Source organism: Actinokineospora baliensis (assembly GCF_016907695.1).
In the GTDB taxonomy this organism is placed as follows: Bacteria; Actinomycetota; Actinomycetes; order Mycobacteriales; family Pseudonocardiaceae; genus Actinokineospora; species Actinokineospora baliensis.
On sequence record NZ_JAFBCK010000001.1, the window covers coordinates 2,455,124 to 2,468,789 of the forward strand.

At 71.3% G+C, this 13,666-nt stretch carries 11 protein-coding genes; 8 read left to right on the top strand and 3 right to left on the bottom strand.

Going from position 1 to position 13,666, the window contains the following annotated elements; translation table 11 throughout:
• The first annotated feature begins 50 nt into the window (after positions 1–50).
• The 3 genes from JOD54_RS11845 (at position 51) to JOD54_RS11855 (ending at position 1,935) form a co-directional block, all read left to right on the top strand.
• Positions 51–1,019 (top strand): pirin family protein, encoded by a 969-nt coding sequence (locus JOD54_RS11845; RefSeq protein WP_204450592.1) that lies wholly within the window; start codon positions 51–53, stop codon positions 1,017–1,019.
• A complete protein-coding gene (locus JOD54_RS11850; protein WP_204450593.1) occupies positions 1,020–1,379 on the top strand; it encodes a tetratricopeptide repeat protein in 360 nt (119 codons plus the stop codon).
• 364 nt (positions 1,380–1,743) lie between these two features.
• Positions 1,744–1,935, top strand: coding sequence for a hypothetical protein (locus tag JOD54_RS11855; protein ID WP_204457027.1), 192 nt, complete (start codon positions 1,744–1,746; stop codon positions 1,933–1,935).
• A gap of 15 nt (positions 1,936–1,950) precedes the next feature.
• Here JOD54_RS11855 and JOD54_RS11860 read toward each other — a convergent pair whose 3' ends face one another.
• Together JOD54_RS11860 and JOD54_RS11865 are read right to left on the bottom strand one after the other, a co-directional pair.
• Entirely contained in the window at positions 1,951–2,268 is a 318-nt protein-coding gene (locus tag JOD54_RS11860) for an MGMT family protein (RefSeq protein ID WP_204450594.1), read from the bottom strand.
• A 5-nt stretch (positions 2,269–2,273) separates the two neighbouring features.
• Complete coding sequence (locus tag JOD54_RS11865; protein WP_204450595.1) at positions 2,274–2,981, bottom strand: alpha/beta fold hydrolase; 708 nt, start codon at positions 2,979–2,981, stop codon at positions 2,274–2,276.
• Between the two features lie 76 nt (positions 2,982–3,057).
• Here JOD54_RS11865 and JOD54_RS11870 point away from each other — a divergent pair, with 76 nt between their 5' ends.
• The 5 genes from JOD54_RS11870 (at position 3,058) to JOD54_RS11890 (ending at position 12,498) form a co-directional block, all read left to right on the top strand.
• The gene (locus tag JOD54_RS11870) at positions 3,058–6,222 is read left to right on the top strand and encodes an ATP-dependent helicase (RefSeq protein ID WP_204450596.1); all 3,165 of its coding nucleotides are present in this window, start codon (positions 3,058–3,060) and stop codon (positions 6,220–6,222) included.
• 75 nt (positions 6,223–6,297) lie between these two features.
• The gene (locus JOD54_RS11875; protein WP_307859951.1) at positions 6,298–9,546 is read left to right on the top strand and encodes an ATP-dependent helicase; all 3,249 of its coding nucleotides are present in this window, start codon (positions 6,298–6,300) and stop codon (positions 9,544–9,546) included.
• 34 nt (positions 9,547–9,580) lie between these two features.
• Positions 9,581–10,921, top strand: coding sequence for a ribosomal protein L7/L12 (locus tag JOD54_RS11880; RefSeq protein WP_204450597.1), 1,341 nt, complete (start codon positions 9,581–9,583; stop codon positions 10,919–10,921).
• Positions 10,922–10,993: 72 nt separating this feature from the next.
• Positions 10,994–12,055, top strand: coding sequence for a potassium channel family protein (locus JOD54_RS11885; RefSeq protein WP_204456221.1), 1,062 nt, complete (start codon positions 10,994–10,996; stop codon positions 12,053–12,055).
• Between the two features lie 32 nt (positions 12,056–12,087).
• Entirely contained in the window at positions 12,088–12,498 is a 411-nt protein-coding gene (locus JOD54_RS11890; RefSeq protein WP_204450598.1) for a hypothetical protein, read from the top strand.
• Here the strand turns inward: JOD54_RS11890 and JOD54_RS11895 are convergent.
• Positions 12,495–13,625, bottom strand: a complete 1,131-nt coding sequence (locus JOD54_RS11895) for a neutral zinc metallopeptidase (RefSeq protein WP_204450599.1) — start codon at positions 13,623–13,625, stop codon at positions 12,495–12,497. The genes JOD54_RS11890 and JOD54_RS11895 overlap by 4 nt on opposite strands.
• Between the last annotated feature and the right edge of the window lie 41 nt (positions 13,626–13,666).

A 13,666-nucleotide genomic window follows, 5' to 3' on the forward strand; every position in this document is an offset into this window, starting at 1 on the left:
TGACGGGGGTGTGGTCGCCACCCCGGTGGCCCTAGGAGATGGAGGCGGACATGCCTGCTGTCACCGCCGACACGTTGACCCTGCCCCGCCTGCCCGTGCTGCCCGAGGCGACCGCGTGGCGCCGGGTGCGCACGACGGTCCGGGCGCGGTCCTTCCTCGAGGGGGAGGGCTTCCAGGTCCGCAGGCCTTTCCCGGGCGTCGACATGGCGATGGCCGACCCGTTCCTGTTGCTCGACCACATGGGTGCCGTCGAGTACGGGCCCGGTGAGGCCAAGGGCGCGCCCTGGCACCCGCACCGCGGCTTCGAGACCGTCACCTACATGATCGACGGCGCGATGGCGCACACCGACTCGATCGGCGGTGGTGGGCTCATCACCGACGGGTCGACGCAGTGGATGACCGCGGCGAGCGGGATCCTGCACAACGAGGTGCCCCCGCCGGAGTTGGTGGCCAAGGGCGGTTTGTTCCACGGCGTGCAGCTGTGGGTGAACCTGCCCAAGGCGCTGAAGATGGCGCCGCCGCGTTATCAGGACATCGCCGCTGGGGACGCGAAGCTGCTTTCCAGCGACGACGGCGGAGCTCTTGTCCGCGTCATCGCAGGCGACCTCGCCGGGTACGAGGGGCCGGGTTCGACCTACACGCCCATCAACTACCTACACGCGACTGTGGCGCCTGGCGCCCGGTTGTCGATGCCATGGCCGGAGCGCTTCAACGCCCTTGTCTATGTGCTCTCCGGTAAGGGAACCGTGGGCAGGGAAGGCAGGCCGCTGGAAGAGGGCGAACTCGCGGTATTCGACGAGGGCCAAGCTCTGACTCTTCGCGCCGCCGAAAAGCAGGGGGCGTGGGAAATCCTCGTGCTGGGCGGTCTGCCGATCAACGAGCCGGTGGCCCGATACGGTCCGTTCGTGATGAACACCCGACAGGAGATCCTGCAGGCGTTCGAGGACTACCAAGCGGGCAGGCTCGGGCAGATCCCGGTCGCGCACCGCACCAGCGCCGACATCGCGGAGGAGGAATAGATGACCGATCTCGCCACGCTCTACGAACTCGGCCGCCGCTACCGGGAGGGCGGCGACCCCACCACGGCCGCCCGCTACCTCGCGCAGGCGGCCGAGGAGGACCCCAGTTCGCGAGCGGTGCTGACCGAGTTGGCCTTGGCGCACTTCCAGTCCGCTGCACTGGGTAAGGCCGAGACCACTGCGCGTGCGCTCGTCGAACTCGACCCGTCGGACGCGTTCGCGCTGACCCTGCTGGGGCGGTCGCTGGTCAGGCAGAGCAAGCACGCCGAGGCGGTGCCGTACCTGCGGTTGGCCGCGGTGATGACGGGTTCGGCCGAGGCGGGTGCCGCGCTCGCTGAGTGCGAGGCCCGGCTCACTTAGCGTTTCCGGAATGCGCGCTGATTGGGCGGGCGGAAAACCTTTCGCCCAATCAGGGCAACCCATCGGGTCGCCACGACGTCTTCACGCCATGGACATTGGTCTCATCGCGGTAGTCGTGGGGGCGTTGTTGCTCGTGGGCAGCCTGGTCGCCTTCACCAAGCGGCGGATCAAGCAGTGATTGTGCTCACCCCATCGCGATCCGTGACATTCACGGCGGCGTAACACAACAGGTCCGTTGGGCCCCTTGCGGCTGACGCATTGGGCTGAAAGAGTGACGCACACTCCGGCCGGCACGCCGCGCGAATCCCCTGTGGGCACCTCGACGCCCTTCGTGGTGGCGGCCGTCTCCAGGAAGGTAGTCGTCATGACGCTCGCGAACGGGACACCGACGTCCCCGACCAGGATCGCCGCCGCACGGGAGGTCGAGTCCATGCACAACGCCGAGCAGTGCAGCAAGGCGGCGCGCACGGTGGCCGACCACTCGTCCGACGCCGCGGACTGCCTGCGCCTGCTCGACATGCTCGGCCTCGACCCCGCGGTGGGCAAACGGACCTGAGTGGTACGAGACCCACTAGAACAACCCGGGTTCCGGCTCCTCGACCACCTCGGCCCACCGGTGCCGCCGCAGGTCGACGCGCTCCTCGTCGGCCAGCACCCCCTCCGCGCGCAACCGCTCGAGCTGCTCGCGCGCCAGGTGCGGGGCAGGGGTCCCGTTCGCCCGCAGCACCCGGTGCCACGGCAGGTCGTGACCGTCCTCGGCCAGGACCTTGCCGATCAGCCGCGGTGACGGCGCTCCGGTGAGGGTGGCGATGTCGCCGTAGGTGGCGACGCTGCCCTCGGGGATCGACTTGATCGCCGCGCGCACCCGTTCGTGCAGTTCTTCGTCCACGCCACTCACCCCACGAAGTCGGTCACCAGAGCGCCGACGCGCTCCGGGGCGTCCACGTAGACCACGTGGCCGCAGTCGAGGTCGACCGTGGCGCTGAAGCCGGGGTCGACGAAGTCGGCGCCGAGGGCCCGCACGACCAGGGTCTCCCCGGTCGGCTTGGGCACCGGTCGGCACATCTCGCTCCACGCCGTGATCACCGCGGCCGGGCAGTAGCGCGGCCGCCAGCCGTCCCCGACCCGCACCCAGTGCGCCGCGACTTCCTCGGCCACCACGGCTTCGGACGCCGCGGGCCAGTCACCACGTTGCGCGGCGTGCGGATCACTCGCTGTCGCGGCGGCGTTCTCCGCGTACTCCAACGCTTGTTGCGGCCGCACGCTCACCGCGGGGTCGAGCAGCACCAGCTGACCCACCCGGTGCCGGGGCAGATGCAGCGCCACCACCCCGCCGAACGAGTGCGCGATCATCGGCGGCGCTTCGAGCCCGAACCGCTCGATCACCGCGAGGACGTCGGCCGCGTGCTGCTCCAGCGTCCACGGCGGCAGCCACGGCGAGTGCCCGTGCCCGCGCAGGTCGGGCGCGATCACGCGGTACCCGGCCAGGTGATCCTCGGCGAGCGCGCGGTAGCGGCCGCCGTGCCCGGTGACCCCGTGCAGTGCCAGCAGCGGCGGCCCGTCGGGCGGGCCGAAGACGTGCACGGTGAGGGCGTCGGACATGCCGTGAATCATTCCACCCGCGGTCCACGGGCGTGCCGCGTCGGGGTGCCGGTGGTGGCCGTGGTCCAATCGGCGGATGGTCGCCGGGAGGTCGTCGCTCGCTCCTCGGCTCGTCCGCGTCCCCGAGCCGCGCCAGCGGGCACTGCGCTGGGGCGAGGACGCCCGCCGCGTGCTCGCCGGTGCCGACGGCTTCGTCCGCGTCCTCGGCGGTCCCGGGTCCGGCAAGACGACCCTGCTCGCGGAGTTGGCGGCCGACCGGATCCTGCGCGGCGGGGTGGACCCCGAGCAGTTGCTGGTGCTCACCGCCAGCCGCCGCGCCGCCGCTGACCTGCGTGGACGCATCACAGCGCTGCTCACAGACCAGGGTGCCCCGCGCACGGTCCGCGAGCCGCTGGTGCGCACCGTGCACTCGTACGCCTTCGCTGTGCTGCGCATCCAGGCGATGTTGCACGACGGTCCCGGTCCTCGGCTGCTGTCGGGTCCCGAGCAGGACGCGGTGATCCGCGAGCTGCTCGAGGGCGACATCGAGATGGGCGCGAAGCACTGGCCCGAACGACTGCAGCCCGCGCTTGCGGTGCCCGGGTTCGCCGAGGAGTTGCGGGATCTGATCCTGCGGGCGTCCGAGCGCGGTCTCGGCCCCGAGGACCTGATCGGGCTGGGTGAGCGGGAAGGCCGCGACGAGTGGGTCGCGGCAGGCCGGTTTGGACGACAGTACGAACAGGTCACGCTGCTCCTCGGTTCGGCGGACAGCGGTATCGCGCACACCACGGCGCCCGCGCTCGACGCCGCCGAGCTCGTCGCGAGCGCGCTGCTCGCCTTTGACACCGACAACACCCTGCTGACCGCCGAGCGCGAGCGGGTCAGGTACCTGCTCGTCGACGACGCCCAGCACCTGGATCCGCTGCAGTACGCGCTGTTGCGGACTTTGGGCGGTGCGGCCAAGGAGTTCGTCGTCGCGGGCGACCCGGACCAGGCGATCTTCTCCTTCCGCGGTGCAGACCCGGCTTTACTGCGCGATGCCGATCCCGGTGGCGGGACGGTGGTTCTCGGCGCTGGTCACCGGATGGCGCCGGCTGTGCGCAAAGCGGTGTCGCACCTGGCCGCGCGGTTGCCGGGTGCCGTTCGCCGCGTGGACAAGGGCAGTGACAAGGGCGGCACGGTCACCGTTCGGCTGCACCCGTCGGCGGCGGCCGAGGCTAGCTGGGTCGCGAACCAGTTGCGCCGCGCGCATCTGATCGATGGGGTGCCGTGGGCGGATATGGCCGTGCTGGTCCGGTCCGCGACCCGTTCGGTCCCCGTGCTGCACCGGGCGCTCGCCGCCGCCGGGGTTCCCGTCGCCGCGCCCGGTGACGAGCTCCCGCTGTCGCAGCAGCCCGCGGTTCGACCGTTGTTGGCTCTGCTGCGGTGCGCGGCCGTCCCGTCCGTCCTCGATCCCGCGTACGCGGAGATGCTGCTCGCCTCGCAGCTCGGCGGCGCGGATCCCTTGGCGTTGCGGCGGTTGCGGCGCGGTCTGCGCCGCCTGGAGCTCACCTCCGGCGGCGACAAGTCCAGCGATGAGCTGTTGGTCGAGGTCATCAACGACGACGACCGGCTCAGCGCCCTCGCCGACACCGAGGCAGGCCCGGTCCGCCGGGTCGCGGGTCTGATCGCCTTGGCGCGCAAGGGGATCGAGGAAGGCGCGGGGCTCGAGCAGATCCTGTGGGACGTGTGGCAGACCAGCGGGTTGGAAGCCAGGTGGGTCGGCGTCGCCTCGCGCGGGGGGCCGGTCGGGGCGCAGGCGGACCGGGACCTGGACGCGATCGTCGCCCTGTTCCACACCGCCCAGCGCTACGCCGAGCGGCTGCCCGGGTCCGGGGTCGCCGGGTTCGTCGACCACATCGTGTCCCAGCGGATCGCGGGCGACACGCTGGCGCCGAGCGCGCCGAAGGGCGATGCCGTGGCCGTGTTGACCGCGCACGCCGCCGCCGGTCGTGAGTGGACGGTCGTCGCGGTTCCCGGTGTCCAGGAGGGGGCCTGGCCGGACCTGCGGCTGCGCGGGTCGCTGCTGGGTGTCGAGCGGCTGGTCGACCTGCTGGCCGGGGTCGGTGAGGAGGCGTCGGCCACGGCACCGCTGCTGGCCGAGGAGCGCCGCTTGCTGCTGGTCGCGGCGTCCCGGGCCCGGTCGAAGCTGCTGGTCAGCGCCGTGCGCGGGGAGGAGGAGCAGCCGTCGCGGTTCCTCGCCGAACTGGCGGGCGCCGACACCGCCGACACCGACATGCCGGTGCCGATGGCCGAGCAGGAGCGGGCCCTCGTGCTGGCGGACCTGGTCGGTGAGCTGCGGCAGGTGGTGTGCGACGCCGCCGCAGACCCGGCTCGACGCGGCCAGGCGGCCCGGCAGTTGGCCAGGCTGGCGGAGGCTGGCGTGCCGGGCGCGAACCCGGACAGCTGGTACGGGCTGCCGGAGCTGACCACCGCGGTCCCGCTGCGCGACGTCGACCAGCCGGTGCGCGTGTCACCGTCCACAGTGGAGATCCTGGCGAAGTGCCCGCTGCGCTGGATGGTCGAGCGGCACGGCGGACAGGACCCGGCCGAGCTCGCCGCGATCACCGGGACGCTCGTGCACGCCCTGGCCCAGGCCGCCGCGTCCGGGGTGCCGCGCGCCGAGCTGATGTCGGAGCTGGACAAGGCGTGGCACGCGGTCGACGCGGGCGCCCCGTGGTTCTCCCGGCGCGAGCAGCAGCGGGTGCGCGCGATGGTCGACACCTTCCTGGGCTGGATGGGCTCGACCCGCACCGAGCTGACCCAGGTCGCTGTCGAGCGCGAGGTCACCGTCGAGCTGCCCGACAAGATCACCGTCGCCGGTCGGGTGGACCGGCTGGAGGTCGACGCCGACGGGCGCCCGGTGATCGTGGACATCAAGACCGGCAAGTCCCCGGTCAGCGCGAACGACGCGCAGGAGCACCCGCAGTTGGCCGTGTACCAGCTCGCGGTGGCCTACGGGGCGTTCACCGACGTCGGCACCGAGCCCGGCGGCGCGCGGCTGCTCTACGTCGCCAAGCCGAACAAGAAGACCGGTGCCACCGAACGCGTCCAGACCCCGGTGCAGGGCGAGTCGGCCGAGCACTGGCTGAAGATCGTGCGCGAGGCGGCGGCGTCCACCGTGGGGCCGGAGTACGCGGCCTACGAGAATCCGGATTGCCCGCGGTGCCCGGTGCGCACGGCGTGCCCGCTGCACCCCAGTGGTCGCCAGGTCACCGAGTAGCGTGATCGACTGCGGTGAGTGACGGGGTTCGCCGGTGCCGCGAGGTAGATTGTCGCCCATGAGGTCGAGTCGCCGGTGAGCCTGCCGCTGCCTGGGTTGGCGCTGGTCAGCCCTCGGGAGTTGGCGGCCGAGCTGGGGCTTGCGCCGCCGACCCGGGAGCAGGCCGAGGTCATCTCGGCCCCGCCGGAGCCCGCGCTGGTCGTCGCCGGGGCCGGGGCGGGCAAGACCGAGACCATGGCCGGTCGCGTTGTGTGGCTGGTCGCGAACGGCCTAGTGACACCTGAGCGGGTCCTAGGGCTCACCTTCACGCGTAAGGCGGCTCGCCAGCTCGCTGATCGCGTCCGTGCCCGGTTGCGCCGTCTCGCCGGGTCGCGCCTGCTCGACAAACTCGACCCCACCGGTGAACGCAAGGCGGCTGTGTTCGCCGGTGAGCCCACGATCCTCACCTACCACGCCTACGCGGGCAGGCTCGTCGCGGAGCACGGGCTGCGTCTACCGGTGGAGCCCGGTGCGCGGTTGCTGACGGAGACCGCTTCATGGCAGACCGCGCACCGCGTTGTGTCCACCTGGGGGCACGATCTCGACACCGACTACGTGCCCGCGACGGTCACGCAGTTCTTGCTGTCGCTCGCTGGTGAGCTCGCCGAGCACCTTGTAGACGCGGATGCCTTGCGTAGGCACGCGGAGGCTGTGTGTGCGGCGATTGAGTCGGCTCCCCGCGCGAAGGGGCAGCGGGCTGAGCCTTCCCAGGACTTGCAGAAGGTACTTGTCACGCAACGGTTCCGGATCGCACTGCTGCCGCTGGTGCAGGCCTACGCGGACCGCAAGCGCCGCGAGGGTGCCCTGGACTTCGGCGACCAGATGTCCTTGGCCGCGAAACTCGCCGCGGGCCACCCTGAGGTAGTACAAGGCGAACGGGTCCGCTTCGGCGCGGTACTGCTCGACGAGTACCAAGACACCGGGCACTCGCAGCGCGTTCTGCTGCGGTCGCTGTTCGGCAGCTCGTTGGAGTACCCGAACGCCGAGCCGATGCCGGTGACCGCGGTCGGTGACCCCGCCCAGGCGATCTACGGCTGGCGCGGTGCGAGCGCGGCGAACCTGCCCCGCTTCACCACCGACTTCCCGCAGAAGCACCGCGGCCGCAAGGAACCCGCGAAGCGCTACGGCCTGCTCACCAGCTTCCGCAACCCGCCAGAGGTCCTCGAACTCGCCAACGCCGTCTCCGGGCCGTTGCGCCGCAGCGGCCTGGAGGTCGACGAGCTGCGCGCCCGCGAGGAGGCCCCGCCAGGTGACATCCGGCTCGCCTTGTTGTCCGATGTGGACACCGAGGTGGCCTGGATGGCCGACCAGGTCGCCGCCCGCTGGCACGCCACGGTCGAGGAACACGGGACCCCGCCGACGGCCGCGGTCCTCGTCCGCCGCCGCGCGGACATGGCCGACATCGCGACCGCCCTGCGCGAGCGGGGACTGCCGGTGGAGGTCGTCGGACTCGGCGGGCTGCTCGACGAGCCCGAGGTCCGCGACCTGGTCAGCACCCTGCGCGTGCTGATCGACCCGCTTGCCGGAACAGCGGCCGCCCGGCTGCTCACCGGTTCTCGCTGGCGGGTCGGTGCCGCGGACTTGGCCGCCCTGTGGAACCGGGCCCGCATTCTCGCCGGTGCCTACGCCACCGAACCTGGCGCCCTCGTCCCCGGCGAAGGCGCTGAACAGGCCGGGCTGGTCGACGCGATCGACGACCCCGGCGACGCGGACGTGTACTCGGCCGCCGGTTTCCAGCGCATCCGCCACCTCGGGCGCGAGCTGACCATGCTGCGCCGCAGGCTCGACCAGCCGCTGCCCGAGCTGGTCGCCGACGTGGAGCGCACCATGCTGCTCGACATCGAGGCCACCGCCAGGCGCGGCGGCGCGGGTCGGGCGCACTTGGACGCCTTCGCCGACGTCGTGGCCGACTACGCGCAGGCGGCCCCGGCGGCGAGCCTGGCCGCTCTGCTGGACTACCTGGCCACCGCCGAGGCCGCCGAGGACGGGCTGGAGCCGGGCGAGGTGCAGGTCGCTGAGGACAGGGTGCAGATCGTCACCGTGCACTCCGCGAAGGGCCTGGAGTGGGAGGTCGTCGCGGTCCCGCACGTGGTGCGCGAGGTGTTCCCCAGCGGTCGGCGCGGCGGCAGCTGGCTGCGGACGGTCACCGAACTGCCCGCCGACCTGCGTGGCGACGCCGTCGACCTGCCCAAGCTGAACCTGGCGGGCGTGGCGAACCGCAAGGAGGTCGAGCAGCTGCTGAAGATCCACAACGAGGAGTTCGCCGAGCGCGGGCTGCTGGAGGAGCGGCGGCTGTTCTACGTCGCGCTGACCAGGGCGGAGCGCACGCTGCTGGTGTCAGGGCACTGGTGGGCCCGCACCGGGTCGGCCCCGCGCGGCCCCTCGGAGCTGCTCACCGAACTGGCGGGCTACGAGTCCTTCGTGGACGTGTGGGCCGACGAGCCGGAAGAGGGCGCCGACAACCCGCTGGCAGCGGTGGTCCGCTCCGCGCGCTGGCCCGCCGACCCGCTGCGGGAGCGCCGCCCGGACGTCGCGGAGGGCGCTGAGCTGGTGCGCGCCGAGCTGGCCGCGTTGCGGGCGGGGGAGGAACCGGTCGCCGAGGAGGACGACCCGGACGGCTGGGTGCGCGACACCGACGTGCTGCTGGCCGAGCGCGCCGCCGGTGGCCGCCAAGAGCAGGTGCGGCTGCCCGACCAGCTCTCGGTCAGCCAGCTCGTCGAGCTCGCCACCGACCCGACCGCGCTGGCCCGCCGGTTGCGCAGGCCGCTGCCGTTCCCGCCCAACCCGGTGGCCCGCCGCGGTACCGCCTTCCACGCCTGGCTGGAGCGCCGCTTCGGCTCCCGCGCCCTGCTCGACCTCGACGAGCTCCCCGGCGCCGCCGACGCCGACGCCGCCCCGGACACCGAGCTCGACGCGCTGCGCGAGGCCTTCCTGGCCGGTGCCTGGGCGAACCGGACCCCGCACGAGGTCGAGGTCCCGTTCGCCACCGAGATCGACGGCGTCGCCATCCGCGGCCGGATGGACGCCGTCTACCTCGACCCCGACGGCGGCTGGACCGTCGTGGACTGGAAGACCGGTCGGGTCCCCGACGCCGACCAGCTGCCCGCCTTGACCGTCCAGCTGGCCGCCTACCGCCTCGCCTGGTCCGGCCTCTCCGGTGTCCCGCTCGTCCAGGTCCGCGCCGCCTTCCACTACGTGCGCCCCAACACCACCCTGCGGCCGGCCGACCTCCTCGACGCCGACGGCCTCCGCGCCCTGCTCCGCGGGGTCCCGCACGCCGAGTAACGGGTCGACTCCGCAGGCGATCTACAGTGGCGTGATGCCACGGCCCACCGGAATCCGCAACGACGAGCCCGCCTCGGTCGACTCCCTCGACCGCGCGAAGATGGCGCGGGCCCTGGCCTCGGCGGTGCGCGTGTGCGGCACCCCCCTGGTGGTGGGCGTCTACGGGTCGTGGGGGACCGGCAAGACCTCGTTGATGCGGCTGGTCGAGCAGGACCTGGTCCAGGATCCCGACTACTACACGGTCTGGTTCGACTCCTGGCAGCACCAGTTCGACGACAACCCCGCTATAGGCCTGCTGCACACCATGGTGACCCAGTTGGGCCTCGGTGACGACGAGGAAGCCCAGTTGCTGCTCACCTCAGTGGCGGGTGCCTTCACCGACCTCACCCAGTGGGTTCAGCCGGTTGTGGACACTTCCGCGCAGTTGGACCAGCTCCGCAAGAGGTTCCTAGAGGAGCGGTTCGCTGCCAGAGAGCAGCAGATCCTCCTACGCCAACACCTGACCAAGCTGCTCAGCAAGGCCACCAAGGGCGGTGCCATCCGGCTGACGTTCTTCATAGACGACCTGGACCGCTGCCTGCCCGAGTACATCCTCAAGACCCTTGAGGCCCTCAAGCTGTTCCTGAACCTGCCCGACTGCGTGTTCGTCCTCGGGGTCGACCGGGACGCGCTGGAGAGCACGATCCGCACCCGCTACGGCGACGAGGGCATCAGCGAGCACTACCTCGACAAGATCGTCCAGGTCCCGTTCGCGCTGCCGCCGATCACCAGGTCCGCCGCGGACCGGTTCGTCCGCTCGCTGCTGCCCGCCGACCTGGCCGACCTCACCGAGCACATCGTCGCGGGCCTCGACGCCAACCCGCGCGGGCTCAAGCGGTTCGTCAACTCGTTCATCCTCAACAACGAGCTGGCCAAGCAGATCTTCGACGGGCGCCCGTACGACCCCGAGGTGCTGGCCTACCTGCTGATCGTGCAGTACCGGTGGCCCGCGTTCTACAAGGAGATCGCCGACTCGCGGCAGGCGCTGGTCGCCAACGGTCCCGACAAGACGGTCAACAAGATCAACGACATCTCGGTGGCCAAGCTGGCCGAGTTGGTGCGCCGCGACGGCGCCGCCCTCGACGGCTACATCTACCTGTCCGAGGTGGTCAGCGTCCGCCGGATCGCCTTCGACCTGGTGGTCACCGAGGTCGGCGAGTTCCGCATCCAGCTGATCAGGGTGCTGCGCGAGCAGCTCGGGCTCAGCCTCAAGGACGCCAAGGACCTGGTCGAGGCCAGTGTGCCGATCACCATCGCCACCGCGCTGAGCAGGGAGAAGGCCGACGGGCTGCTGGCCAAGGTGCGCGCGTCCGGCAGCAGCGCCGAGATCGTCTGAGGGTGGGAGCGAGCGCGCGCGGGTCCGGGTCGGTAGCCTTCCCGCCGTGAGTCGCACGGTGGGGCAGTGGCGGTGATCCGCCCTCGACGGTCTGATGACCTCGCGGCGCGGGCCGAGCACGACCTGGTCGGCATCATCCGCATGCCGGAGAGCAGCGTCAGCCCGGTCACCTCGATCATGCGCCGGATCGTGTGGGCGCTGGTCGCGCTGTTCGCGGCCGTGCTGCTGGTCTACCTCGACCGCGACGGCTACCGCGACGTCAACGACGACGGGATCTCCTTCCTCGACGCGGTGTACTACGCCACGGTGTCGCTCTCGACCACCGGCTACGGCGACATCACCCCCTACAGCGACTCGGCGCGGCTGACCAACATCCTGGTCATCACCCCGCTGCGCGTCCTGTTCCTCATCGTCCTGGTCGGCACCACCCTCGCGGTGCTGACCGAGCGCTCACGGCAGGCTTTCAAGATCCAACGGTGGAGGTCGAAGGTGCGGGACCACGTGGTCGTCGTCGGCTACGGCACCAAGGGGCGGTCGGCGGTGAGCGCGGTCCTGTCCGACGGGGTCGAACCCAGCCGCATCGTCATCGTCGACACCGACCAGGCCATGCTGGACGCGGCGTCGTCGCTGGGGCTGGTGACCGTGCACGGGTCGGGTACCCGCGCGGACGTCTTGCGGGTGGCTGGCGTGCCCAGGGCGAAGTCGGTGGTGGTGGCCGCGAGCCGCGACGACTCCGCGGTGCTGATCACCCTCACTGCGCGCGAGATGGCGCCTAGCGCCCAGATCGTCGCCGCAGTGCGGGAGACCGAGAACGTCCACCTCTTGCGGCAATCCGGGGCCAACCAGGTCGTGGTGTCGAGCGAGACGGCCGGTCGGCTGCTCGGCATGGCCACCCACACGCCCACGGTCGTGGACATGGTCGAGGACCTCATCACCCCGGACGAGGGCTTGGCCATCGCCGAGCGCGAGGTCGAGCCGGGCGAGGTGGGCGGTTCGCCGAGACACCTGCCCGACATCGTGCTCGGGCTCGTGCGGGCCGGGAAGCTCTACCGGGTCGACTCCTCCGAGGCCGACGCCATCGAGTACGGCGACCGGTTGCTCTACATCCGGAAGGTGACCCCGGCCGAGGACTGACGGCTCCTTGCGCGGTCTGCGACGATCCGGGGATGCGAGTCCCGTTCGCCATCCCGGCTCCCGCCTTGAAGTTGGCGGCGGTCGCGGTGTTCAGCGTCGTCGTGGCGCTGGGGCTGGCGATGGCGGGCGCCTTGGGGCACTGGTCCAGCGGTCCCACGACGGCCACGACCGTTCAAGCGACGGTCCTCGCCGGGAGCCCCTGCAACGGTGACGGCCTGGAACGGGTCTCTTACCCCAGTGGCGGCGGTACGCAAGAGGCCCGGCTGGACGCCTGTGGGCACGAGGCGGGGGAGAAGGTGGAGGTCACCGTCGGCGACGGGGTCGTCCACCTGGCACGAGCCACGGCGGGGGCGACGGTGGACGCGCGCCCGTTCGCCGTGGTTCTCCTCATCTTCGCGGGGATCGCCGGGGCCTGGTTCACCCAGATCAAGCGCCGGGACTAAGAGACGTCCCCTGGGGCCGCGAGCCAGGTGTTGCACGGTGTGGTCCGGTTGTTCTTGAACCCGTGCTCTTGCCACGCGCCGTAGTGCTGTGGGGAGCCGTGGTCGGGTGGAACCCCCTGCTGCCAATCGCCCCGGGTGTAACCGTCGGCGAGCATGTCCCGGATGAAGTCGTCGGTGATAGAGCCGCCGCCGTGCTGGCCGCCCGCGAACCACATGCCGCCGAAGCACTGCGCCTGCAACTCCGAGCGCCGCGACAGCTCCAGCCCCGCCGGGGTCTGGTCGCCCGCCTCGTAGCGGGCATCCCAGTAGGCGTCGTTGATGCCGGACATCGCCTGGATGTGGTGGGCGAACTCGTGGGAGAACAGCGCCAGGTACACCCCGGCCTTGTTGCCGTACTGGTCGATCTGCAGGCCCTCGTACGGCATGTAGATCGTGTTGTCCTGGCCGCAGTAGAAAGCCGCCCACGTGGACGCGGCGGTACCGCAGGCACTGGACCAGGTCTTACCGGGCGGGAACTTCAGCGCGGGGGTGAAGTAAGGCAGGTTCGCGCGTTGCATCACCGGCGCCCACGCCTTGTCGAAGCACGGTAGGGCAGCCGTGAAGAACGCTTGCGCGCTCTGCGGGTCACTACGCCACGCCGGGAGGTTGCAGGTGACGACGTTGACGCCATTGGTGGTGCTGAAGACGGGGTTGTCGCCTAGCGCGTGAACGGGCTGCGGGCCGGACTGCGTAGTGGTCGTTGGCTGCGAGGACCGCGTAGTACCGCGCGTCGTTGCGGTGGTCGCGGTGGTGCGGGTCGGCCGGGACGTCGTAGTGGTGGTTGTTGTCGTCTTAGAGCGTGACGGCGCTGTGGTGGTGGGGGCCGAGTAGCCGACGTCGTTGGGGCGCTTGCCCGCCAGTTGGACGTATCCGACGAAAGCCGCGCCCGCGAGTAGGAGGGTCACGAAGCTGATCGCGACAACCAGGCCGGTGTTGGACTTTGGCCGCATGGGGGCATATCCGGGCGGCGGGCCGTACCAGGTCCTTTGTGGATACTGCTGCTGGTAGTGCTGTTGTGGATAGCCCTGCTGCGGGTAGCCCTGGTGCGAGTAGGGCGGTAAGACCATCGGCGGCGGCGCCACCGGCATAGGCGGCGGGTATGGGCCATGTGGACGCCATGGACCCATGG

Excerpts from the sequence above, each read along its gene's own strand:
- JOD54_RS11845 (WP_204450592.1), top strand. The coding sequence starts at position 51 with ATGCCTGCTGTCACCGCCGACACGTTGACCCTGCCCCGCCTGCCCGTG.
- JOD54_RS11850 (WP_204450593.1), top strand. The coding sequence starts at position 1,020 with ATGACCGATCTCGCCACGCTCTACGAACTCGGCCGCCGCTACCGGGAG.
- JOD54_RS11855 (WP_204457027.1), top strand. The coding sequence starts at position 1,744 with ATGACGCTCGCGAACGGGACACCGACGTCCCCGACCAGGATCGCCGCC.
- JOD54_RS11865 (WP_204450595.1), bottom strand. The coding sequence starts at position 2,981 with ATGTCCGACGCCCTCACCGTGCACGTCTTCGGCCCGCCCGACGGGCCG.
- JOD54_RS11870 (WP_204450596.1), top strand. The coding sequence starts at position 3,058 with ATGGTCGCCGGGAGGTCGTCGCTCGCTCCTCGGCTCGTCCGCGTCCCC.
- JOD54_RS11880 (WP_204450597.1), top strand. The coding sequence starts at position 9,581 with ATGCCACGGCCCACCGGAATCCGCAACGACGAGCCCGCCTCGGTCGAC.
- JOD54_RS11890 (WP_204450598.1), top strand. The coding sequence starts at position 12,088 with ATGCGAGTCCCGTTCGCCATCCCGGCTCCCGCCTTGAAGTTGGCGGCG.
- JOD54_RS11895 (WP_204450599.1), bottom strand. The coding sequence starts at position 13,625 with ATGCCGGTGGCGCCGCCGCCGATGGTCTTACCGCCCTACTCGCACCAG.